20 protein-coding genes are annotated in these 21109 nt (G+C 64.8%); 14 read left to right on the forward strand and 6 right to left on the reverse strand.

Annotated elements, in window-relative coordinates; genetic code table 11:
- Position 1 precedes the first annotated feature (1 nt).
- Positions 2–865, forward strand: coding sequence for an SDR family NAD(P)-dependent oxidoreductase (locus ACVI1L_RS28575; RefSeq protein ID WP_456784407.1), 864 nt, complete (start codon positions 2–4; stop codon positions 863–865).
- Positions 866–881: 16 nt separating this feature from the next.
- Positions 882–1445 carry a VOC family protein gene (locus tag ACVI1L_RS28580; protein WP_456784408.1) on the forward strand — a complete coding sequence of 188 codons (564 nt, stop codon included), beginning with the start codon at positions 882–884 and terminating at the stop codon, positions 1443–1445.
- Between the two features lie 289 nt (positions 1446–1734).
- On the opposite strand, the gene ACVI1L_RS28585 is transcribed toward ACVI1L_RS28580, so the two are convergent.
- The 3 genes from ACVI1L_RS28585 to ACVI1L_RS28595 all read right to left on the reverse strand — a co-directional run bounded on the left by ACVI1L_RS28585 (position 1735) and on the right by ACVI1L_RS28595 (position 3208).
- Complete coding sequence (locus ACVI1L_RS28585) at positions 1735–1827, reverse strand: DUF6471 domain-containing protein (RefSeq protein WP_229159983.1); 93 nt, start codon at positions 1825–1827, stop codon at positions 1735–1737.
- Positions 1824–2117 carry a hypothetical protein gene (locus tag ACVI1L_RS28590; RefSeq protein ID WP_456784409.1) on the reverse strand — a complete coding sequence of 98 codons (294 nt, stop codon included), beginning with the start codon at positions 2115–2117 and terminating at the stop codon, positions 1824–1826. The genes ACVI1L_RS28585 and ACVI1L_RS28590 overlap by 4 nt, the downstream gene beginning before the upstream one ends.
- A 95-nt stretch (positions 2118–2212) precedes the next feature.
- The gene (locus ACVI1L_RS28595; protein WP_076833425.1) at positions 2213–3208 is read right to left on the reverse strand and encodes a LysR family transcriptional regulator; all 996 of its coding nucleotides are present in this window, start codon (positions 3206–3208) and stop codon (positions 2213–2215) included.
- A 91-nt stretch (positions 3209–3299) separates the two neighbouring features.
- Between ACVI1L_RS28595 and ACVI1L_RS28600 the strand changes: the two genes are divergently transcribed.
- The 9 genes from ACVI1L_RS28600 to ACVI1L_RS28640 all read left to right on the forward strand — a co-directional run bounded on the left by ACVI1L_RS28600 (position 3300) and on the right by ACVI1L_RS28640 (position 15258).
- Positions 3300–4325: an ABC transporter permease gene (locus tag ACVI1L_RS28600; protein WP_233475853.1), complete on the forward strand. Its 1026-nt coding sequence runs from the start codon at positions 3300–3302 to the stop codon at positions 4323–4325.
- 70 nt (positions 4326–4395) lie between these two features.
- Positions 4396–5421 (forward strand): sugar ABC transporter substrate-binding protein, encoded by a 1026-nt coding sequence (locus tag ACVI1L_RS28605; protein ID WP_253587314.1) that lies wholly within the window; start codon positions 4396–4398, stop codon positions 5419–5421.
- A gap of 208 nt (positions 5422–5629) precedes the next feature.
- On the forward strand, positions 5630–7903 hold the full coding sequence (locus ACVI1L_RS28610) for an ABC transporter permease subunit (RefSeq protein WP_309249278.1): 2274 nt from the start codon (positions 5630–5632) through the stop codon (positions 7901–7903).
- Positions 7903–9024: an SMP-30/gluconolactonase/LRE family protein gene (locus ACVI1L_RS28615; RefSeq protein ID WP_456784410.1), complete on the forward strand. Its 1122-nt coding sequence runs from the start codon at positions 7903–7905 to the stop codon at positions 9022–9024. Before ACVI1L_RS28610 ends, ACVI1L_RS28615 begins: the two co-directional genes overlap by 1 nt.
- An 11-nt stretch (positions 9025–9035) precedes the next feature.
- The gene (locus tag ACVI1L_RS28620) at positions 9036–10571 is read left to right on the forward strand and encodes a sugar ABC transporter ATP-binding protein (RefSeq protein ID WP_076833429.1); all 1536 of its coding nucleotides are present in this window, start codon (positions 9036–9038) and stop codon (positions 10569–10571) included.
- Positions 10572–10918: 347 nt separating this feature from the next.
- Positions 10919–13234 carry a bifunctional salicylyl-CoA 5-hydroxylase/oxidoreductase gene (locus ACVI1L_RS28625; RefSeq protein ID WP_456784411.1) on the forward strand — a complete coding sequence of 772 codons (2316 nt, stop codon included), beginning with the start codon at positions 10919–10921 and terminating at the stop codon, positions 13232–13234.
- Positions 13231–14010 carry an SDR family NAD(P)-dependent oxidoreductase gene (locus tag ACVI1L_RS28630; protein WP_456784412.1) on the forward strand — a complete coding sequence of 260 codons (780 nt, stop codon included), beginning with the start codon at positions 13231–13233 and terminating at the stop codon, positions 14008–14010. The genes ACVI1L_RS28625 and ACVI1L_RS28630 overlap by 4 nt, the downstream gene beginning before the upstream one ends.
- An 11-nt stretch (positions 14011–14021) precedes the next feature.
- On the forward strand, positions 14022–14861 hold the full coding sequence (locus ACVI1L_RS28635) for an enoyl-CoA hydratase family protein (protein WP_199805355.1): 840 nt from the start codon (positions 14022–14024) through the stop codon (positions 14859–14861).
- Position 14862: 1 nt separating this feature from the next.
- Positions 14863–15258 carry a RidA family protein gene (locus tag ACVI1L_RS28640; RefSeq protein WP_028345205.1) on the forward strand — a complete coding sequence of 132 codons (396 nt, stop codon included), beginning with the start codon at positions 14863–14865 and terminating at the stop codon, positions 15256–15258.
- 50 nt (positions 15259–15308) lie between these two features.
- Here ACVI1L_RS28640 and ACVI1L_RS28645 read toward each other — a convergent pair whose 3' ends face one another.
- Positions 15309–16145: an IS5 family transposase gene (locus ACVI1L_RS28645; protein WP_456784413.1), complete on the reverse strand. Its 837-nt coding sequence runs from the start codon at positions 16143–16145 to the stop codon at positions 15309–15311.
- Positions 16146–16477: 332 nt separating this feature from the next.
- Here ACVI1L_RS28645 and ACVI1L_RS28650 point away from each other — a divergent pair, with 332 nt between their 5' ends.
- Positions 16478–17719 carry a flavin-dependent oxidoreductase gene (locus ACVI1L_RS28650; RefSeq protein ID WP_456784414.1) on the forward strand — a complete coding sequence of 414 codons (1242 nt, stop codon included), beginning with the start codon at positions 16478–16480 and terminating at the stop codon, positions 17717–17719.
- 134 nt (positions 17720–17853) lie between these two features.
- On the opposite strand, the gene ACVI1L_RS28655 is transcribed toward ACVI1L_RS28650, so the two are convergent.
- Both ACVI1L_RS28655 and ACVI1L_RS28660 read right to left on the reverse strand, forming a co-directional pair.
- Complete coding sequence (locus tag ACVI1L_RS28655; RefSeq protein WP_057015936.1) at positions 17854–18306, reverse strand: cupin domain-containing protein; 453 nt, start codon at positions 18304–18306, stop codon at positions 17854–17856.
- 21 nt (positions 18307–18327) lie between these two features.
- Positions 18328–19494 (reverse strand): ABC transporter substrate-binding protein, encoded by a 1167-nt coding sequence (locus ACVI1L_RS28660; RefSeq protein WP_456784415.1) that lies wholly within the window; start codon positions 19492–19494, stop codon positions 18328–18330.
- A gap of 294 nt (positions 19495–19788) precedes the next feature.
- On the opposite strand from ACVI1L_RS28660, the gene ACVI1L_RS28665 reads away from it, so the two are divergent.
- Positions 19789–20283, forward strand: coding sequence for a MarR family winged helix-turn-helix transcriptional regulator (locus ACVI1L_RS28665; protein WP_016845834.1), 495 nt, complete (start codon positions 19789–19791; stop codon positions 20281–20283).
- A gap of 4 nt (positions 20284–20287) precedes the next feature.
- On the forward strand, positions 20288–21103 hold the full coding sequence (locus ACVI1L_RS28670) for an alpha/beta hydrolase (protein ID WP_456784416.1): 816 nt from the start codon (positions 20288–20290) through the stop codon (positions 21101–21103).
- The last annotated feature ends 6 nt before the right edge of the window (positions 21104–21109 follow it).

Below are 21109 nucleotides of genomic sequence, written 5' to 3' on the forward strand. Positions count from 1 at the left end.
GATGTCGGAGACTTCGCAAGAGGCCAAGCAAGACCCCGAGCCGGAGCGCTATGTCCGTCCGCTGAGCGCGGAATCCTCGGGTACCGCGCCGGGCAGGGGACGCCTCAACGGCCGCCGCATCCTCGTGGTCGGCGGCGGCCAGCGGGTGTTCGATGCCGCCACCGATCCGATCGGCAACGGCCGCGCCATGAGCCTGCTGTTCGCGCGCGAGGGCGCGCATGTCGCGGTCGCCGACCTCAACCGCGCCTCGGCCGAGGACACGGTTGCGCGCATCGCTGCTGACGGCGGCCGTGCTTTCGCGATCGCCGCCGATGTCACCAAGGAAGCCGACGTCATCAGGATGATCGACGAGGCGCATCGCACGATGGGCGGGCTCGACGGCATGGTGCTGAACATCGGTACCTTCGGCAAGACCGGGCTCGACAATGTGAGCGCGGAGGAGTGGAACAGGATCTACGACGTCAATGTCCGCGGCCCGATGCTGTGCTGCCGCGCGGCCTTGCCGAAATTCGAAGACGGCGGCTCGATCGTGTTCATTTCCTCGATCGCGGCGCTGAAGGCCGGATCGCAGATGGCGGTCTATGATTCCTCCAAGGCCGCGCTCGGCGGCCTGATGCGCAACATCGCACATGCCGGCGCACGGCGCGGCATCCGCGCCAATCTGGTCTATCCCGGGCTGGTCGACACCCCGAACGGCCGCGAGGCCGGCGCGGGCCGGCCGTCGCGCGGCAAGGGGCATATCCCGTTCGGCCGTCAGGCGACGGCGTGGGAGATCGCCTATGCGGTGCTGTTCTTCATGTCGGATGAAAGCGTCTATGTCACCGCGCAGACGCTCGCGGTCGACAGCGGGCTCAGCGGTTTGTGAGCGGCGGGGAGGGCGCATGAGTGCATTGTTCGGCAAGGTCTGTCAGAACGGCTACGTCGTTCGCGACATCGACGCGGCGCTGAAGTTCTGGACCGAGATACTGCGGGTCGGGCCATTCTTCCTGATCCCCTCGGTCAAGGTCGATTGGTTCCGCTATCGCGGCGTGGACTCCGCGGTCGAGATGTCGATCGCGCTGGCCAATTCCGGCGATCTGCAGATCGAGCTGATCCAACAGCGCAACGACGCGCCGTCGATGTATCTGGATTTTCTGGCGCGCCACGGCGAGGGCCTGCAGCACATGTCGTACTGGAGCACGGACTACCAGTCGCTCTATGACCGCGCCGTCGCGGCAGGCTTCACGGTCGGTCATGAAGGCCAGATCGGCGGCCCCAAGGGACGCTTCGCCTATTTCGACACCGCCGGCCATGCCGGCACCGTGATCGAGATCTCAGACATCTCGGGATCGAAGGGGCGGTTCTTCGAGACGATCAGGACCGCGGCCGCGACCTGGGACGGCTCGGACCCGATCCGCGTGGTGGGCCGACGCGGTATTATGGCGCAAACGCCACAAGGGTTATGAGGACGAGCACGGCAGTACTGAAAGCTGCAATGCCAAGGCAAATGCGTGCCGGGACAGAATGGGATTCGAAACGTGGCAGTTCAGGCATTGCGCGCTCCACTTGCTTTGCTTGGGGCGAGGCGGGAGCGCGGTGACTGACAGCGATCTCGTCACCGATAGATGCCGAAAGGCCGTGCGGTGATAGAGACAAAGCTGCGCTCTATTTCGTGCGAGCGCCAGCAATATGTTTCTCCCCGATCACGGAACGATCTGAAAACGCCTCAAGGCACTAAGTTGCCGGTTATTGCGGTCAAATCTCCTCCAGCACTACCTGCTCAAGCTCTAGTGCCGCGACGCATGCAAGGAAGAAGATCGCCGTAAACGATCCACGTTTCAGCTTCATGGTTCCACCCGGTATCTGAACAGCCTCGGCGGCCAAACGGAATGCAAGTTAACGAATTTGAATTCATCGCCAGCGGCGAGTTTTCGGACCCATTGCGCAAAGGCAGCAAAACCCTCTGGTTCTATTGCAATTTGGTCTATCTCGATTTCATACAGGTCCGCCGTGAAAGCGGCTTTTGCTGGCGGAGGGTCGATAATCCCAATACGCACGGCTACTTTGTCGCCGACGCCGCTCCGGCTTACAATCAAAAGACTTAAGAGCGTTGCGGCCCAAGCCGCGCGCCGCCACACGGCGCTTCTCCTAGCTCACGGTACCCTCCCGGAATCTAGGAACCGGAGTTTCGGTAGGCTTGTGGCGTTTGCGCCATAATACCGGGCGGACGCGGCTATTCGGCGGCGAGGCTGGCCGGAAGCGGGATGCCGACCCTGGGGCGCGCTTTCACTGCGCGGCGATTCTTCTTGCTGAAGCGGCTGCCGGCCAGCAGCGCCGCGGCGGCGCGCAACTGCTCGCGCAGCCATTGATTGGTGGTGTCGTCCTCGGCGGTGGCGTGCCAGTAGAGATAATTGACGTGCGGACTGATCGGAAACGGGCAGGGGAAGCACTGCAGCAGCCCGGGATCTTCCAGCACGGAGGCGGCGCTCTCCGAGGCGGTCAGCAGCATGTTGCTGCGGCTCACGACGTGGCAGGCGGTTGCGAAATTCTGACAGGTCAGGCGAACAGTGCGGGTCAGGCCGAGGCGCTGGAGCTGAAAATCCTCGAATGACAGGCCGCTGCGCCGCGACGTCACGCAGACATGCTCCATGCGCAAATAAGCCTTCTTGTCGAGCCGGGTGCCGAGCTCGGGATGGCCGCGCCGCGCGAACACCGCGATATGCTCCGTCAGGATCTGCTCGCGCCGCACCTCCGCCGACAGAGGCAACAGCGTATCGATCGCGACGTCGAGGGTGCCGGCGGCAAGCTCGCGCTCGAGATTGTTGCGCTCGCTGCGCACGGTGGCGATCTCGACCAGCGGCGCCACCGTGCTGATGCGGTTGATCAGCGCGCTCAGCATCGGCGCCTCGAGATTGTTGCGCAGCCCGATCACGAACCGTTTCGGCGTCTGCGCCGGATCGAACCGGTGGGTGTGGGTCAGCGTCGTCTCGAGGCCGTTGAGCGCCTGGCGCACCGTGGTGATGATCTGCCGGGCCAGCGGGGTCGGCGTCATCACGTGGTTGCGGCGCACGAACAGCGGATCGTTGAACATCGCGCGCAGCCGGCTCAGCGCATGGCTGACCGCGGGCTGGGTCAAATTGAGGCGGAAGCAGGCGCGGCTGACGCCGCCCTCGGAATAGATCGCGTCGAACACGACGAACAGGTTCAGATCGACGTCACGTACATGCATGGAAATGATCAATCCGTATCCGCCGAATGCATTTGACGAATACTAATCGGCACTCTTAAAGTCTCAAGCAAAATAATACCTGGAGGAAACGATGAGCGTGCAATCGCCATCGCGCGGCGTTGCTGTCCCTGCGGCATCATCTCGCCTGGGCGCAATGCTTGCAAAGCCGAGCCAGGAGCAGATCGTGCTCCTGATCACCATCGCACTCCTGATCGTGTTCGGCCTGACGCTGAACGGCTTCGCCACCGTCTCCAATCTCCTGAATTTGTTGCGGAGTATTTCCATCCTCGGCGTGCTCGGCCTCGGCATGGGGCTGATCGTGATCAGCCGCGGCATCGACCTCTCCGAGGTCGCGATCATGGCGGGTTCCTGGGCGATCGCGCTGATCTACATGCAGAACGGCATGCCCGTTTTCACGGCAGTGCTGCTGGCGCTGGCGGTCGCGGTGCTGATCGGCGTCGTCAACGGCGTGATGGTCGCCTTCGTCGAGGCGCCGGCGCTGTTCGTGACGCTGGCTGCCGGTTTCGTGATCTATGGCCTCGCCTTCTGGATCGCGCCGGCCTGGGTGGTCTATGCGCCGAAGGATGCGCCGGGCCTGATGTATCTCGGCGCCGGACGGCTGTTCGGCATCCCGGTTCCGATCCTGGTGTTCGCGGCCTGTGCAATCGCGATGCATTTGTTCCTGTCGCGCACCTCGATCGGCCGCTTCATCTATTCGCAGGGCGACAATCCGGAGGCCGCGCGGCTGACCGGCGTCGCGCTGCGGCCGCTGATCGTGCTCGAGCACGTGCTGGTTGCACTGCTCGCCTGGATTGCGGGCCTGGTCTGGGTCGGCACCACGGGCAGCATGCAGATGGCGATCACCCAGGGCACCATGATCTTCGACGTCGTGCTCGTCGTCGTGATCGGCGGCATCAGCCTGATCGGCGGCCGCGGCAGCGTGTTCAGCGTCGTGGTCGGCTGCATCCTGATCGGCACGCTGCTCAACGCCTTCACCATCATGGACGTCAACAGCGAGGTGCAGAACATCATCAAGGGCGTGGTGCTGCTGGCCGCCATCGTGCTCGACAACTGGCTGCACCCCCGCGACGAGGAGACCGCGCGGCAAGGGGACTGAAACAGGGCGACCGAGCCGGCCGCCGCGCCAAATGAATCAATCAAAAGAAATTGCTTTGTGGAGGGAGACGATGAAGACGACGACAAAATTCTGGACGATCCTGCTGGCCGGCGTGACGCTGGCCGCGGTGCCGTTTGCGGCATCGGCGCAGGAGGAAGGCACCAAGACCGCGCGCGAGCTGCGTGCCGTCTACGACAAGGCGCTGCAGGGCAAGACGATCGCCTATCTGCCGATCGCGCTCGGCGTGCCGCTGTCCGACGAATGGGGCCGGGTGGTGCAGGAGGAAGCCGAGTGGCGCGGCATGAAATATGTCGTGCGCGATCCCAACAACAACCCCTCGGCGATGCAGCAGGCCCTGACCGCGCTGGTCGACCAGAAGCCCGATGTGCTGATCGTGCAGAATCCGAGCGTCACGCTGTTGATGAAGGATCTGAAGCGCGCCGAAAGCCAGGGCACGCATGTGATCCAGATCAACATGTCCTCGAACTACAAATCCGGCGCCTTTGTCGGCGCCGACTGGCGCGAGATCGGCAGGATGCTGGCGAACGAAGCCGTGAAGGCCTGCGGCACCGGCTCCGGCAAGTCGGGCAAGGTCCAGATCGTGCAGGGTGAACTGACCGCGGCCGCCAGCGTCGATCAGGTCGGCGGCATCATGGAGGTGTTGAACAAGGATCCGAACATCAAGGTGGTCTCGAACCAGGCCGCGAACTGGGACGCCAACACCGCGCTCAACGTCACCGCGACGGTGATCCAGCAGCATCCCGACCTCTGCGCCTCGATCGGGTTCTGGGGCATCATGGAATCGGGCGCGGCGCAGGCGATCCGCAATGCCGGCAAGATCGACGATGTGAAGGTGTTCGCCTCGGGTGAAGGCTCGCAGCTCGATTGCGACCAGGTCAATTCGGGCAATTTCTACAAGTTCCTGAGCTACAAAGCGACCGAGCAGGGCCACGACCTGATGTTCGCCGCCGAGACCCTGTTGGTATCAGGCGAGAAGCCGGGCAGCCGCAATCTCGTCTATTACACGCGTCCGATCTGGCTCGATAAGTCGAACGCCTCGGGCGCCAACTGCTTCGCGCTACCCAAGAAAAATTAACAAGGCGCGGACAGCCGGCGCGGGGGGCATTCCCGCGCCGGCTGTATCAAAGAGCACGATCCGGCGAGGTGGAGCCGGTTTTTCTCCGACCGACCCGCAGCGTTCACGGAGAGCGTGTTCATCAAGGGACGAGGTCGCGATGCGATGGCCGATCGCGTCATGACCAGGAGCATGATCCGGGACGTGCAGGCCGGCTCTCCGCAAGATCGTGCGCGATCACGAGCACGATCCGGAAAAGTGGAAGCCGGTTTTCCGCAAGGTCGTGCTCAATCACGAGCACGATCCGGAAAAGTGGAAGCCGGTTTTTCGCAAGGTCGTGCTCAATCAAGAGGGTGCTTTGGCGATGTCGATGGCCGTTGATTCCTTTGCCGCATCGGTGCGGCGATTTTCACCCCGGCTCCTGCTGTCGGAGCTGCTGCTGAAACAGTGGTTCGAGCCGGTCGTCCCGTTTACCGTGATGATCGGGCTGTGGACTTATTTCGCGCTCACCATTCCCGACTACGCATCGGTGCAGAACTCGGTGTCGCTGCTGCGGCTGTTCGCCGAATTCGGCTTCGTCGCGCTCGCGATGGGCTTCTGCCTCGTCACCGGCGGCATCGACCTGTCGGTCGGCGCGATCTTCGCGCTGTGCAATTTCGCAGCGCTGTACTTCCTCCTGGTGCGCGAATGGCCGGTCGGCCTCGCCGTGCCGGCGACGCTTCTGGTCGGCGCGCTGCTCGGCAGCATCAACGGCTTCCTGATCGGCTTCCTGAAGACGCGGCCGTTCCTGACCACGCTGGTGACGCTGATCATCCTGCGCGCCTCGGTCAACCTGCTCAACACCAGCTACGCCCAGGTGTTCGCGACCAACTCGGTCGAGAGCGACGCCTGGGATTTCATCGGCGGCGGCAGCGTGCTCGGTATCCCCGTCAATGCGGCGACGCTGTTCGTGGTGCTGTTGATCTGCCACATCTTCCTGTCGCGCTCGCGCTATGGCTGGCATCTCACCGCGATCGGCGCCAGCCGCAAGGCGGCGCGCCACGCCGGCATCCGCGTCCGCGTGATGCTGTTCATGACCTATGTGCTGTCGGGAACGCTGTGCGCGGCGAGCGGCATCTTCTACGCCGCGCGGCAAGCCTCGACGGATTCCACCACCGGCGTGGGGTGGGAATTCCAGGCGCTCACCGCCGTCGTGCTCGGCGGCGTGTCGCTCGCCGGCGGCAAGGGCACGGTGTGGCGGGCGATGATCGGCGCGCTGATCATCTTCCTCCTGATCAACGGCCTCGTGCGGATGGGCATCCCGGGCTACGTCACCTCGGCGGTGACCGGCATGATCCTGCTTGCGGCCGTCGGCATCGACGTCAAATGGTCGAAGAACCGCGGCAAGGCGATCCAGAAGATCTATGTCAATCCGGCGTTCGTGCCGCTCGCCTCGGCGCCGGCGGTGCAGCCCGGCGCGGCCTCGCCCTATGCGCAGAACGACCGGCTGATCAATGCGCAGGCGATCGGCGTCGATCAGGTCGAGGGGCCCGAGGATGTCATCCTCGACCGCCAGGGCCGGCTCTACGGCTCGACCCGCGACGGCAATGTGATCCGTTTTTCCGGGCCGAACTTCGAGACCCGCGAGGTGTTCGCCCATATCGGCGGCCGGCCGCTCGGCATGCAGTTCGATCGCGATGAGAATTTGATCGTCGCCGTCGCCGGCATGGGCGTCTACGGCGTCGCCCCCGATGGCGGCATCTTCAAGGTCACCGACGAGACCAACCGCACCTGGTACAAGCTGAATGACGATTCCCGCCTGCGGATGGCCGACGACCTCGACATCGCACCCGACGGCAAGATCTATTTCAGCGACTGCACCACGCGCTACGAGATGACCACCAACACCCTCGACATCCTCGAGGGCCGGCCGAACGGCCGCGTGGTCTGCTACGACCCGGCGACCAGGACCACGCGCACGGTGATCAACCACTTCTATTTCCCGAACGGGATCTGCGTCTCGCATGACGGCAAGTCGATCCTGATCGCGTCGACCTCGCTGTGCAAGGTGTTCCGGCACTGGATCGACGGGCCGAACAAGGGCAAGACGGAGGTGCTGATGGACGAGCTGCCGGGCAACCCCGACAATATCAACCGCGCGTCCGACGGCACCTACTGGCTGGCGCTGGTCGGCATCCGCACGCCGACCTTCGACCTTGCCGCGCGAAAGCCCGGCTTCCGCCTGCGCATGGTGAAGCAGGTGCCGACCGACGAGTGGCTGGCGCCGGCGCTCAACCATGGCTGCGTGCTGAAGTTCAACGAGAAGGGCGAGGCGCTGGAATCCTGGTGGGACCCGACCGGCATCTCGCATTCCACCTTGACCTCGATGCGCGAGCACCAGGGCTATCTCTATCTCGGCGGACTCGAGAACAACCGGATCGGCCGCATCAAGCTCGACGGCGTCGACGACAGCTGGACCGGCTACGATGCCTATTGGGGCGCAAAGAGCAGGGTGACGACGTAATGGGATTTTTCGATCATCTGCTGCGCGACATCCGCAGCGTCATCGACCGCGACGGCGGCCAGAACGCGATCCCGCCGCTCGACGGTGCGCTGAGCCCGAACGACCGGCTCGACACCGCAACCCCGATCGGCGAGCCGCTGCCCGGCGTCGACGACGTGATCGCCGCCGGCGACGGCGCGGTCTATGTCTCGGCCGGACGCCGGGTGCTGAAGCTCGGCGGCAATGACTTGTCGACACGTACGGTCGTCGCCGAGTTCGAGGATGATGCCGGCGGGCTCGCGTTGCATCCGGACGGCCGCCTGCTGGTCTGCGTCGCGGGCAGGGGCCTTGCCGCGATCGATCCGGCGAAGCCCGATCCGCGCTGGCTGGAGTCTGCCGGCAGCAGCGCGCTCACGGGGCTGCTGTCGGTGACGGCGGCGCCCGATGGCCGCATCTATGCCGTCGAAGGCAGCACCGGCCGACGCCCGGGCGAATGGCGGCATGATTTGATGGAGAAGCGCGCCAATGGCCGGCTCGTCAGCTGCGGCGCCGGGCTCGACAATCCGCAGGTGCTGCTGCGCGATCTGCCCTATCCCTATGGCGTGAGTGTTTCGGCCGACGGCAGCAGCCTGTGGCTCACCGAAAGCTGGGCGCATCGCCTCAGCCGGTTCGCGCTCGGCGGCAACGGGCTTGGTCCGCGCGAGACCGTCGCCGCCAACATGCCGGGCTATCCGGCGCGGCTGCATCCGGACGGCCACGGCGGCCTGCTGCTCGGCATCTTCGCCCGCCGCACCCATCTGATCGAGTTCGTGCTCAAGGAAGACGATTTCCGCGAGGAGATGATGGCGACGATGCCGCCGGATTACTGGGTCGCGCCGGCGCTCGCCGGCGGCAGCGATTGCCTGGAGCCGATGCAGATCGGCAGCGTCAAGGCGCTCGGCATCCAGAAGCCGTGGGCGCCGCCGCGCTCCTATGGTCTGCTGGTGCATCTCGATGCCGAGGGCGATGCGACCGACAGCCTGCACAGCCGCGCCGGCGGCCGCTTCCACGGCGTCACCGCCGCCTGCGCCACGCCATCGGGCGTCGTGATCGCGGCGCGCGGCGCCGGACGCCTGCTGCGCCATACGGGAGAGCTGCGATGAATGACGGTGTGATGCAGGCGACCCCCGGCGCCAAGACGGCAGAGACCTCCGCAGTCCGCGAGCCGGTGCTGCGGATCACCAACGGCTCAAAAATCTATGGCGGCGTCCACGCCATCGAGGGCGTCAATTTCGACCTCTATCCCGGTGAGGTGCATGCGCTGGTCGGCGAGAACGGCGCCGGCAAATCGACGCTGTGCAAGGCGATCGCGGGCGCGATCCAGCTCACCTCCGGCGACTATCTGCTCGACGGCAAGCCGACCGGTTTCGAGCAGCCGCGCGACGCGCTCAATGCCGGCATCTGCATGGTCTATCAGGAGACCAGCCTGGTGCCGACCATGACTGCCGCGCAGAACATCGAGCTCGGCAACGAAAAGCTGCTGACCCGGTTCCGCACCCTGAACATCCAGGCCCAGCAGCTGTTGCAGTCGCTCAACTTCCACGTCGATCCGGCGACGCCGGTGGCGCTGCTCGGCACCGCCAAGAAGCAGATGGTGGAGATCGCGCGCGCGATCTACAACAAGGCGCGCATCATCATCTTCGACGAACCGACCGCATCGCTGACGCCGGAGGAGATCGTCCACTTCTTCCATCTGGTGCGCGACCTGCGCGCCCGCGGCGTCTCGATCATCTACATCTCGCATGCGCTGGAGGAGTCGCTGCAGATCGCCGACCGCATCACCGTGCTGCGCGACGGCAAGCTGGTGATCACGGCGCCGGCCAGGCAGCTGACGCGCGATGCGCTGGTGCAGCACATGGTCGGCCGCGAGGTGGCGCAGGCGGTCTATGGCGGCAAGGCAAAAACCCATCAGCGCCGCGAGAAGGTGCTGACGGTCGAGAACGTCACCATGGGCATGGCGGTCAAGAACATGTCGTTCTCGGTCTATGCCGGCGAGGTGGTCGGCATCGCCGGCCTGATCGGCTCCGGCCGCACCGAGATCGCCAAGATCATCTACGGCGCGCTGAAGCGCAATTTGGTGAATGGCGGCACCATCCGGCTGCGCGGCAAGCCGATCCGCTACCGCGTGCCGCGGCAGGCGATCAATGACGGCATCGCCTACATCACCGAGGACCGCAAGGCCAACGGCTTCTTCGAGACCATGGTGGTCGACGACAACGTCTATATCGGCAGCCTCGCCACCGGAAAGGGCTGGAGCTTCCTGCTGTCGCGCGCGCGGCGCAGCAAGCTCGCCAGCTACTGGGTCGATCGGCTCAAGATCAGCGCATTGCAGCGCAAGGCCAGGATCATCGAGCTGTCCGGCGGCAACCAGCAGAAGGTGGTGCTGGCCAAGACGCTGGTGCAGGACCCCTCGATCATCATCTTCGACGAGCCGACGCGCGGCGTCGACGTCGGCACCATCCCGCACATCCACGGCGAAATCCGCCGCCTCGCCGACGAGGGCAAGGCGGTGGTGGTGATCTCGTCCTACCTGCCGGAGATCCTCGCAGTGTCCGACCGCATCCTGGTCGCGCGCACCGGCCGCATCGTCGCCGAGTTCGACGCGGCGGACGCGACGCAGGACAAGATCCTGTACGCCGCGGTGCATTGACGGCGCGCGGCGCGGCCTGTCGTCGGCGTAGGGCGGATTAGCGCAGCGCAATCCGCCGTCTTGCCACGCCTTCGACGGGCAAATCAGCGGCAACAAGTTCAGTCTCGTCCCGGCGCAGGCCGGGACCCATAACCACAGATCGTCATTGTTGTACGTCGCTGGAACGACGAGTCCTGCCGACAATATCTGCTGCGGCGTATGGGTCCCGGCCTGCGCCGGGACGACAGCGTTGGGTGGGGCGCCAACTCCCTTGACAATTATTTTAAGTATAAAATAATATCCCGTATCGGCTCCAGGGGAACGCGCCTCGTCCGTGCCCGCGCCGCCGAAGCCAACGGGAGAACGCCATGCGTATCGTTTGCATTGGAGGCGGGCCGGCCGGGCTTTATTTCGGCATCCTGATGAAGATGCTGGATCCCGCGCACGTCATTTCGGTGGTCGAGCGCAACCGGCCCTACGACACCTTCGGCTTCGGCGTGGTGTTCTCGGATGCGACCATGGACAACATGCGCAAATGGGATCCGGTCACCGCTGACACGATCGAGCAGGCCTTCAACCATTGGGACGACATCGAGGTCCTGATCAAGGGCCGGCGCATGCGCACCACCGGCCACGGCTTCGTCGGCATTGGCCGCAAGCGGCTGCTCAACATCCTGCAGGCGCGCGCCGAGGAACTCGGCGTCGAGCTGATCTTCGAGCGCGAGGTGAATTCCGATCTCGAATTCCCCGACGCCGATCTCGTCGTGGCATGCGACGGCGTCAATTCGAAGGTGCGCGTCAAATATGCCGAGACGTTCCAACCCGACATGCTGATGCGGCCGAACCGCTACATCTGGCTCGGCACCAACCGTCCGTTCGACGCCTTCACCTTCGACTTCCGCAAGACCGAGCATGGCTGGTTCCAGGCGCACATCTACAAGTTCGAGGAGGGCGCGGCGACCTTCATCGTCGAGACCACCGAGGAGGCCTATCTCGCCCACGGTCTCGACAAGATGGAGCAGGGCGACTCCATCGCGTTCTGCGAGAATGTGTTCGCGGAAATCCTCGAGGGGCATCATCTGGTCTCGAATGCGCGGCACCTGCGCGGCTCGGCCTGGCTGTCGTTTCCCAGGCTGATCTGCGGCAAATGGACCGCGTTCAACGGCAACAGCCATGTCGTGCTGATGGGCGATGCCGCCCACACCGCGCATTTCGCGATCGGTTCGGGAACCAAGCTCGCGCTGGAGGATGCGATCGAGCTGACCAACCAGTTCAAGATCCACGGCGCGACGCGCGACAGCATTCCCGCGGTGCTCAAGGCTTACGAGGAGCTGCGCCGGGTCGACGTGGCACGGATCCAGAACGCCGCGCGCAACGCGATGGAATGGTTCGAAGTGGTCGGCTCGCGCTATGCCGACACGCTGGAGCCGGAGCAGTTCATGTATTCGCTGCTGACCCGCTCGCAGCGCATCAGCCACGAGAACCTGCGGCTGCGCGACAAGACCTGGCTCGAGGGCTATGAGCGCTGGTTCGCGGAGCGCAGCGGCGTGGCCGCGACCAACGACCGCGTCACGCCGCCGATGCTGACGCCATTCCAGATCCGCGGCCTGTCGCTTCATAACCGCATCATCGTCTCGCCGATGGCGATGTATTCGGCGGAGGAGGGCGTGCCGACCGACTTCCATCTGGTACATTTCGGCTCCCGCGCGCTCGGCGGTGCCGGCCTTCTGTTTACGGAGATGACCTGCGTGTCGCCGGAAGCGCGGATCACGCCCGGCTGCTGCGGCCTCTGGAACGACGCGCAGGCGGCGGCCTACAAGCGCATCGTCGACTTCGTGCATCAGAATTCGCAAGCCAGGATCGGCATCCAGCTCGGCCATGCCGGCCGCAAGGGCTCAACGCGCGTCGCCTGGGAAGGCATGGACGAAGCGCTGCCGGACCACAACTGGCCGCTGGTGTCGGCTTCGTCAGTGCCTTACCTGCCCGACGGCCAGATTCCGGAGCCGATGAGCCGCGCCGAGATGGACGAGGTGCGCGAGCAGTTCGTCGTCGCAGCCAGGCGCGCTGCGGCCGCCGGCTTCGATATCCTGGAGCTGCACTGCGCGCACGGCTATCTGCTGTCGAGCTTCCTCTCGCCGCTGACTAACCGCCGCACCGACGACTACGGCGGATCGATCGAGAACCGCGCGCGTTATCCGCTGGAGGTGTTCCGCGCCGTCCGCGCGGTGTGGCCGGAGGACAAGCCGATGTCGGTCCGCCTGTCGTGTCACGACTGGGCCGAGGGCGGCAACACGCCCGAGGATGCGCTGGTCTTCGCAAAGCTGTTCAAGGAGGCGGGAGCCGACCTGATCGACTGCTCCTCGGGGCAGGTCTGGGCCGACGACCATCCGATCTATGGCCGGCTCTACCAGACGCCGTTCGCCGACAAGATCCGCAACGAGGTCGGCATCGCGACCATCGCGGTCGGCGCGATCTCGGAGGCGGATCACGCCAACTCGATCATCGCCGCCGGCCGCGCCGATCTCTGCGCCATCGCGCGGCCGCATCTCGCCGACCCCGCCTGGACGCTGCATGAGGCCGCGAAGATCGGCGTCAAGCAGGTCGCCTGGCCGAAGCAGTACCTGTCGGGCAAGTCGCAATACGAGGCCAATCTCGAGCGCGCCGCCGCGGGAGTGAAGGCATGACACGCTTCTGGCCCAACGCACATGCGCTGGTGACCGGTGCCGGTTCCGGCATCGGCGCCGCGACGGCGATCGCACTCGCAAAAGCCGGCGTGCGCGTCAGCATCACCGGACGGCGGATCGACGCGCTGAAAGCGACGGCGGCATCGCTCGACAAGCAGGCCGGCGCCGTGGTTTCGATCGACGTGACGGATGAATCCGCGGTGAGCAAGGGTGTCGCGCAGATCGAGGCCGAAGTTGGCCCGATCGATATTCTCGTCAACAATGCCGGCAAGGCCGCGAGCGCGCCGTTCGACAAGACCGGCGCAGCGCTGTGGACCGACATGCTGGCGAGCAACCTCTCCAGCGTGTTCCTGGTGACGCATGCCGTGTTACCCGGCATGGCGCAGCGCGGCCGCGGGCGCGTGATCAACGTCGCCTCGACCGCGGGTCTCACCGGATATGCCTACGTCTCCGCCTATGTCGCGGCCAAGCACGGCGTCATCGGCCTGACGCGCTCGCTGGCGCTGGAATATGCACGGCGCGGCGTCACCGTGAATGCGGTCTGCCCCGGCTACACCGATACGCCGCTGGTGGCGGATGCCGCCGCGAACATCGTCGCCAAGACCGGCCGCAGCGAGCAGGAGGCGCGCGCCGCGCTTGCCAAGGTCAATCCGATGCAGCGGCTGGTGACGCCGGAGGAGGTCGCCGACGCCATCCTCTGGCTTGCCGCCGAGGGCGCATCGTCAATCAACGGACAAGCCGTCGCGGTCGCCGGCGGCGAAGTCTTTACCGGGTGAAGGAACACGTCATGTCCGAGATGAAAGCAAAGCTACGGCCGTTCAAGGATTATCCCGCCAAGCACTTCCGCTGGCAGGTCGATGCGAGCGGCCGTGTCGCAACCATCACGCTGAACCGGCCGGACAAGAAGAACCCGCTGACTTTCGAGTCCTATGAGGAGCTGCGCGATCTCTTCACCAATCTCAAATACGCCGCCGATGTCCGCGCCATCGTGCTGACCGGCGCCGAGGGCAATTTTTGCTCCGGCGGCGACGTGTTCGAGATCATCGAGCCTCTGACGCGGATGGCGATGCCGGACCTGCTCGCCTTCACGCGGATGACCGGCGAGGTCGTGAGGGCGATGCGCAAATGCCCGCAGATCATCGTCGCAGCGATCGACGGCATTTGCGCCGGGGCCGGGGCGATGCTGGCGCTGGCATCCGATTTGCGGCTGGCGACGCCGCAGGCCAAGACCGCGTTCCTGTTCACCCGCGTCGGTCTTGCCGGTGCCGATATGGGCGCGTGCGGGTTGTTGCCGCGCGTGATCGGGCAGGGCCATGCGGCCGATCTGCTCTACACGGGACGTGCGATGAGCGCCGAGGAAGGTTTTGCGTGGGGCTTCCACAACCGTCTGGTGCCGCCGGCGGAACTCGCCGGTGCTGCGCAAGAATTGGCGCGCTCGCTCGCGGATGGGCCGTGGTTCGCGCATGGCGTGACGAAAACGATGTTCAACCAGGAATGGGCGATGGGCGTCGACGAGATGATCGAGTCGGAAGCGCAGGCGCAGGCGATCTGCATGGTCACCGGCGATTTCCGCCGCGCCTTCGAGGCGTTCGCCGCCAAGCAGAAACCGGCCTTCGAGGGCAATTGAGATGATCGAGATCCTGCAACCGGAAGGATGGGCCAAGCCGATCGGCTACGCCAACGGCATGGCCGCGCGCGGCAAACAGCTCTTCATCGCGGGCCAGATCGGCTGGAACGGACAATGCGTGTTCGAGACCGACGATCTCGTGGCGCAGATCGGCCAGACCCTGCGCAACATCGTCGCGGTCGCCGCCGCCGGCGGCGCCGGGCCCGAGCACATCGTGTCGATGACCTGGTACTTGCTCGACCGCAAGGAATATTCCGCGCGGCTGAAGGAGATCGGCACGGTCTATCGCGACATCATCGGCCGGCGCTTTCCGGCGATGACCGCGATCCAGGTTGCCGGCCTGATCGAGGACCGCGCCAAGGTGGAAATCCAGGCGATTGCGGTGGTGCCGGATTGAGGGCGACGCAGTTCCGCCAATCCCGTCATCCTGAGAGTCTGACTCATAAATCACCCAACCTTAGCTGCAGCCGCGAGTCTGCGGGTCAGGAGCCTGATGTGTGCAATCAGCAGCCAGGCAGCTTCGGTTGCCACCGTCGCCTCGAAGTCCTTGGCGAGGCGGCGGCATCTGCCGAACCAAGCGAATGTGCGTTCAACCACCCACCGCCTCGGCAGAAGCTGGAAGCCTTTGACGCCTTGAGGCCGCTCGACGATCTCGACAGTCCATGGACCGCAGTCTGAGAGCGCGTCGAGGAGTTGATTTCCGCGGTAGATCCGGTCGGCAAAGACGTGGCGCAGCCGGGGGAAGTTCATCCGCACGTTCTTCAGCAGCGGTACGGCGCCATGGCAGTCCTGAACGTTGGCCGGATGAACATGAACCCCAAGGAGGAGGCCATTGGTATCCGTCACGATATGCCGCTTGCGGCCGTAGATGCGCTTGCCTGCATCGTAGCCGCGCGGTCCGTCAGCTTGCGTGGTTGGCGCACTTTGACTGTCGATCACGGCTGCCGTCGGCTTCGGTGTCCGTCCAAGCTTTTTTCGCGCCCGTCGGACAAGCACGCTGACAATCCTCTGCCACCGGCCTGTATCCCGCCATCTATAAAAATAGCCCTGCACCGTCGAATAGGGCGGGAACTCCTGCGGCAACGCCCGCCACTGGCAGCCGGTCGAAACGATATAGAGGATCGCTTCGATCACACGACGCAGCTCCGTCTTACGCGGCCGGCCGCGCCGGTTCGCTCGCGGCAACAGGCGTCTGATCACCGCCCACTCCGCATCGGTCATATCGCTTGCATAACGCAGATCGTCCCGCCGATATTGCTCCCGAGTGATCTTGGTCCAGGGCATCGTGCTCTCCCTCGAATCTTTGCAAATCCGATGGAATCACACCCCACTGAGATCACTCACCCATTTTTCAGTCAGGCTCTGAGGAGCCGCGAAGCGGCGTCTCGAAGGATGCACGGCCCGGCTGGTGGCCGTCTACCCTTCGAGGCTCGCTGCGCGAGCGCCTCAGGGTGACGGGGATAGATTGGGGTACGCTGAAGCAATGTTAAGGCTAAGCCCAATCGTCGTTGGCCAGTCCTCGTCCCGGGCCGCAAACCCGCTTGCGGCCGGACAACGGGGCATGCGACCTTAGCCCAAAGCGTAGAAGCGTCCTGTTGTGAGTGGAGGTGAGGACGATGAAGGCGATTATCGTCGGAGGCGGAATCGGAGGCCTCACCACTGCGCTGATGCTGCGCTCGCGCGGCATCGCTTGCGAGCTGTACGAGCAGTCCGAGACGATCCGCGAGCTCGGCGTCGGCATCAACACATTGCCCCATGCGATCCGCGAGCTGGCGGGGCTTGGTTTGCTCGACAAGCTCGACGAGGTGGCGATCCGCACCTATGAGCTGTTCTATCTGACGCGACATGGCCAGCAGGTCTGGCACGAGAAGCGCGGGCTCGATGCCGGCCACGACGTGCCGCAATTCTCGATCCATCGCGGCCGCCTGCAAAGCGTGATCCATCAGGCCGTGATCGACCGGCTCGGCGCGGATGCGATCCACACCGGCTGCCGGCTCGGCTCCTTCACCCAGGATGAGGGCGGCGTCTCGGCCTATTTCTTCGATCGCAGCGGCGCCCATGTGCATACCGCGCGCGGCGACATCCTGATTGGCGCCGACGGCATCCATTCGAAAGTGCGGCAGACGCTGTTTCCGGACGAGGGCGGGCCGTGCTGGAACGGCCTGATGCTGTGGCGCGGCGCGACCGACTGGCCAGCGTTCCTGACCGGGCGCTCGATGATCATCGCCGGCGGCCTGAACGCCAAGGCCGTGATCTATCCGATCGCGCCGGGCTCGAGCCCGGCAAGCCGCCTCACCAACTGGGCGGTGCTGGTGCGGATCGGCGACGGCACCTCGCCGCCGCCGCGCCGCGAGGGCTGGTCCAATCTCGGCCGGCGCGACGAGATGATGCCCTATGTCACTGGTTTCACGATCCCGCAGGTCGACTTTACCGGACTGATAAACGCGACGCCGGAATTCTGGGAGTATCCGTGCTGCGACCGCGATCCCTTGCCGTATTGGTCGAGTGGCCGGGTCACGCTGCTCGGCGACGCCGCGCATCCGATGTATCCGGTCGGCTCGAACGGCGCCTCTCAAGCCATTCTCGATGCGCGCAGCCTGGCCGACCTGCTGGCGCGATCGGAGCACCCGCGCCAGGCGCTGGCGGCCTATGAGCGGCAGCGGCTGCCGATGACCGCCGACATCGTCGCCTCCAACCGCCGCGGCGGGCCGGAGGGCGTGATCGACGCCGTCGAGCAGCTCGCGCCGCAGGGCTTTACCGACGTCGACACCATCCTCAATTATGAGGCGCGCGAGGCGATCGTCCGCGGCTATGCGGCCAAGGCCGGCTTTGCCGCGCGCGTGGTGGCGCGGCAGTAGGTCCTTTGCAGGAGGAGACGTCCGGCAGGCCATCTCAACACCGTCATTGCGAGGAGCAAAGCGACGAAGCAATCCATCGTTCCGCGATCGCGGAAATATGGATTGCTTCGCTTCGCTCGCAATGACGGAATAAGCTACGCCGGCGGCGGCGGCAGGAAGTGGATGTTGTGCTCGGCGGCGAGCCGCACCACGTCGTCCGGGTTCTGTTCCTTCATGTTGTGGATCGCCCAGAACAGGTCGTAGAGCCTCCGCGTCGGCGACACCCAGAACAGCGTCTTAGCGGGCTGCTGCGACTTGTTGAAGATGCCGTGCGGCTTGCCCATCGGCAGCCGAACCAGATCGCCAGGAGTTGCGGATTCGTCGGCACCGTCGAGCATGAAGTCGAGCTTGCCCTCGAGGATATAGAGGTACTCGTCCTGGTCGGGGTGGATATGCGGAGGAACGAAGGTGCCCGGCGGGAAGGTGGCGTGCCAGGAGAATGAATGCTCGGTGCGGCTCTTCGGCACGTAGGTCTGGCCAAGGATGCTCCAGGAAATGCCCTGCATGCCTTCATTGGCGCGGGTGATGCCCGCAATCTCGTCTTTCATGCTCATGCTTGCTCCTATGATCTACTTTGCCGCGCAGTCCTTGGCGTAGCGATCGCCATAATTCGAAAACACCTTCTCGACGATCTCGGTCTGGAATTTGCCGTCCGGCCGCTTCGCGACCTTGGTGAGGTAGAAATCCTGGATCGGATAGCCGTTGTTGCTGAACTTGAAGTTACCGCGCAGCGAGGTGAAGTCGGCCTTCTTCAGCGCAGCCGCGACGGCGTCCTTGTTGGAGAGATCGCCCTTCACGGCTTTCACCGCGCTGTCGATCAACAACGCTGCGTCATAGGCCTGCATGGCATAGGTGCCGGGCACGCCGTTGTAGGCGGCTTCATAAGCCGCGACGAACTTCTTGCTTTGGGGATTGTCGAGGTTCGGGGCCCAGTTCGCCCCGCCGAACATGCCGACCGCTGCGTCCTGCTGCGCGGGCAGGGTGGATTCGTCGACGGTGAAGGCGGAGAGCACCGGCACGGTGGCGCCGGCCTGCTTGTACTGCTTCACGAGATTAACGCCCATGCCGCCCGGCATGAAGGTGAACAGCGCGTCCGGCTTCAGCGCGGCAATCTTGGACAATTCGGGCTGGAAATCCAGCGTGTTCAGCGGCGTGTAGGATTCCTCGACGATTTCGCCCTTGTAGTCGAGCTTGAAGCCGGCGACGGAGTCGCGGCCGGCCTGATAGTTCGGCACCAGCAGATAGACGCGCTTGTAGCCGCGGTCCTGCGCCACCTTGCCGAGGATCTCATGCACCTGGTCATTCTGGTACGACGTCACATAGAAGAACGGGTTGCACTCCTTGCCGGCATAGCTGGAGGGGCCTGCGTTCGGGCTGATCAGGAAGGTCTTGCTGTCGGTGACCGGGCGGTGGATCGCCTGCAGGATGTTGGAGAAGATCGGGCCGACCACGAAATCGACCTTGTCGCGCTCGAGCAGGCCGCGCACCTTGACCACCGCGCCGTCGGGCTTCAGTTCGTCGTCGGCGTTGACGATCTCGACATCGCGGCCGGCCATCTTGCCGCCGAGGTCCTTGATCGCGAGCGCAAAGCCGTCGCGGACCTGTTGGCCGAGCGCCGCGGCCGGGCCCGACGTTGTGACCAGCACGCCGATCTTGATCTTCTCCTGTGCGGTTGCCGGGGTGACGGCGACACCCAGCAGCGCCGCCAATCCCGCGAGCTTCGTCAATTGTTTCATGTCTCTCCCCCGACCACTGCCTTGATGTTTTCGGCTTCAGCCCAATTGGCCTCAGCTTAGTCTGACGCGTGCAATCGCCGCAAGCGATGTGGCATCGCGTCAGGGCGATCGTCGCGCATCATGCAGGCGCTGCACATGCAAGCGCCGCGCCAATTGCTTGAAGTTTAAAGAAATTGCAGGATTGCCCAGGCGCGTCCGGCACGATTCGCAATTGTCCTTGCGGGGCGCCGCGAATTGCTTGAAGCTCAAAGCAATTGGTCCGACCGGAACCCTCCGCGGAGGCACGATCGCCGCATGATCCTCGATTCCGAAACCAAAGCCGTCGAACTGCCCGACGACCACGGCACCGAGCTCAGGCTGTGGCTGCGCCTCTTGACCTGCACCACGCTGATCGAAGGCGAGGTGCGCAGCCGGCTGCGCGAGAAGTTCGACGTCACGCTGCCGCGCTTCGATCTGATGGCCCAGCTCGACAAGGTGTCCGACGGCATGACGCTGTCGGACCTGTCGAAGCGGATGATGGTATCCAACGGCAACGTCACCGGGCTGGTCGAGCGCCTGGTTGAATCAGGCCATCTCGATCGCCGCACCTCGGAGACGGACCGTCGCGTGCAGTTCATCCGGCTCACAAAGCTCGGCCGCGCCGAATTCCGCAAGATGGCCGCCGAGCACGAGAAGTGGATCGCCGATATCTTCGGCGACCTCTCGCCGAAGGATATCCGCGAACTTATGCGGCTGCTCGCCAAGGCCAAGGGCTCGGCGCAGCGCTCCGCCAAGGCAAGGAGCGCTTAAAGCCGTGACCGAGGTCGATTACGAGGTCGAATACAACAACCGGGCGCGGGTGCCGGAAAATCCGGCGCTGATGGCCGGCTGGGCGAGGGACTCCGCGGCCTATCGCGAGCAGCATCCGCCGCGGCGGCTGACCTATGGTCCGGGCAGCCGCAACGTCATCGACCTGTTCGAAGGCGATCGTGACGGCCCGCTCGTGGTCTTCATCCATGGCGGCTACTGGCAGGCGCTCGACGGCTCATCATCGAGCCACTGCGCGCGAGGGCTCAATGGTCACGGCATCGGCGTCGCGGTGCCGAGCTACGATCTCTGTCCCAATGTCACGGTCGGCGACATCATCGGCGAGATGCGTGCGGCGTGCCGCGAACTGGCCAGACTCTGCCGGCCGCTGGTCGTGTCGGGACACTCCGCAGGCGGACATCTTGCCGCATGCATGCTCGCGACCGATTGGCCGGCCTATGATGGGTCGCTGCCGAAGGACCTGGTCAGGGCTGCTTACGCGATCTCCGGCCTGTTCGAGCTTGAGCCATTGGTCGGCACCTCCATCAACAAGGCGCTTGGCCTCGACCGCGCCGCAGCACGTGCGGCGAGCCCGCTGTCCTGGACGCCGCCTGCAGGCGCGACGCTCGATGCCGTCGTCGGCGGCGCCGAGAGCGCGGAATATCACCGGCAGAGCCGGACCATCGTCGATGTCTGGGGCAAAGCGGGCGTCGCAACGCGGTTCGGCGTTGTGCCGGACGCCAATCATTTCACCGCGATCGCGCCGCTCGCCGACCCGGGCTCGGCGATGGTCGCGCGGCTGAAGCAGCTTACGCAAATCTGAGGTTCT

Source organism: Bradyrhizobium sp. USDA 4516, assembly GCF_054055915.1.

What these genes read in the sequence shown, in the direction of transcription:
- ACVI1L_RS28575 (WP_456784407.1), top strand. Translation starts at nt 2, where the DNA reads ATGTCGGAGACTTCGCAAGAGGCCAAGCAAGACCCCGAGCCGGAGCGC.
- ACVI1L_RS28580 (WP_456784408.1), top strand. Translation starts at nt 882, where the DNA reads ATGAGTGCATTGTTCGGCAAGGTCTGTCAGAACGGCTACGTCGTTCGC.
- ACVI1L_RS28585 (WP_229159983.1), bottom strand. Translation starts at nt 1,827, where the DNA reads ATGAAGCTGAAACGTGGATCGTTTACGGCGATCTTCTTCCTTGCATGC.
- ACVI1L_RS28595 (WP_076833425.1), bottom strand. Translation starts at nt 3,208, where the DNA reads ATGCATGTACGTGACGTCGATCTGAACCTGTTCGTCGTGTTCGACGCG.
- ACVI1L_RS28600 (WP_233475853.1), top strand. Translation starts at nt 3,300, where the DNA reads ATGAGCGTGCAATCGCCATCGCGCGGCGTTGCTGTCCCTGCGGCATCA.
- ACVI1L_RS28605 (WP_253587314.1), top strand. Translation starts at nt 4,396, where the DNA reads ATGAAGACGACGACAAAATTCTGGACGATCCTGCTGGCCGGCGTGACG.
- ACVI1L_RS28615 (WP_456784410.1), top strand. Translation starts at nt 7,903, where the DNA reads ATGGGATTTTTCGATCATCTGCTGCGCGACATCCGCAGCGTCATCGAC.
- ACVI1L_RS28620 (WP_076833429.1), top strand. Translation starts at nt 9,036, where the DNA reads ATGCAGGCGACCCCCGGCGCCAAGACGGCAGAGACCTCCGCAGTCCGC.
- ACVI1L_RS28625 (WP_456784411.1), top strand. Translation starts at nt 10,919, where the DNA reads ATGCGTATCGTTTGCATTGGAGGCGGGCCGGCCGGGCTTTATTTCGGC.
- ACVI1L_RS28630 (WP_456784412.1), top strand. Translation starts at nt 13,231, where the DNA reads ATGACACGCTTCTGGCCCAACGCACATGCGCTGGTGACCGGTGCCGGT.
- ACVI1L_RS28635 (WP_199805355.1), top strand. Translation starts at nt 14,022, where the DNA reads ATGTCCGAGATGAAAGCAAAGCTACGGCCGTTCAAGGATTATCCCGCC.
- ACVI1L_RS28640 (WP_028345205.1), top strand. Translation starts at nt 14,863, where the DNA reads ATGATCGAGATCCTGCAACCGGAAGGATGGGCCAAGCCGATCGGCTAC.
- ACVI1L_RS28645 (WP_456784413.1), bottom strand. Translation starts at nt 16,145, where the DNA reads ATGCCCTGGACCAAGATCACTCGGGAGCAATATCGGCGGGACGATCTG.
- ACVI1L_RS28650 (WP_456784414.1), top strand. Translation starts at nt 16,478, where the DNA reads ATGAAGGCGATTATCGTCGGAGGCGGAATCGGAGGCCTCACCACTGCG.
- ACVI1L_RS28655 (WP_057015936.1), bottom strand. Translation starts at nt 18,306, where the DNA reads ATGAAAGACGAGATTGCGGGCATCACCCGCGCCAATGAAGGCATGCAG.
- ACVI1L_RS28660 (WP_456784415.1), bottom strand. Translation starts at nt 19,494, where the DNA reads ATGAAACAATTGACGAAGCTCGCGGGATTGGCGGCGCTGCTGGGTGTC.
- ACVI1L_RS28665 (WP_016845834.1), top strand. Translation starts at nt 19,789, where the DNA reads ATGATCCTCGATTCCGAAACCAAAGCCGTCGAACTGCCCGACGACCAC.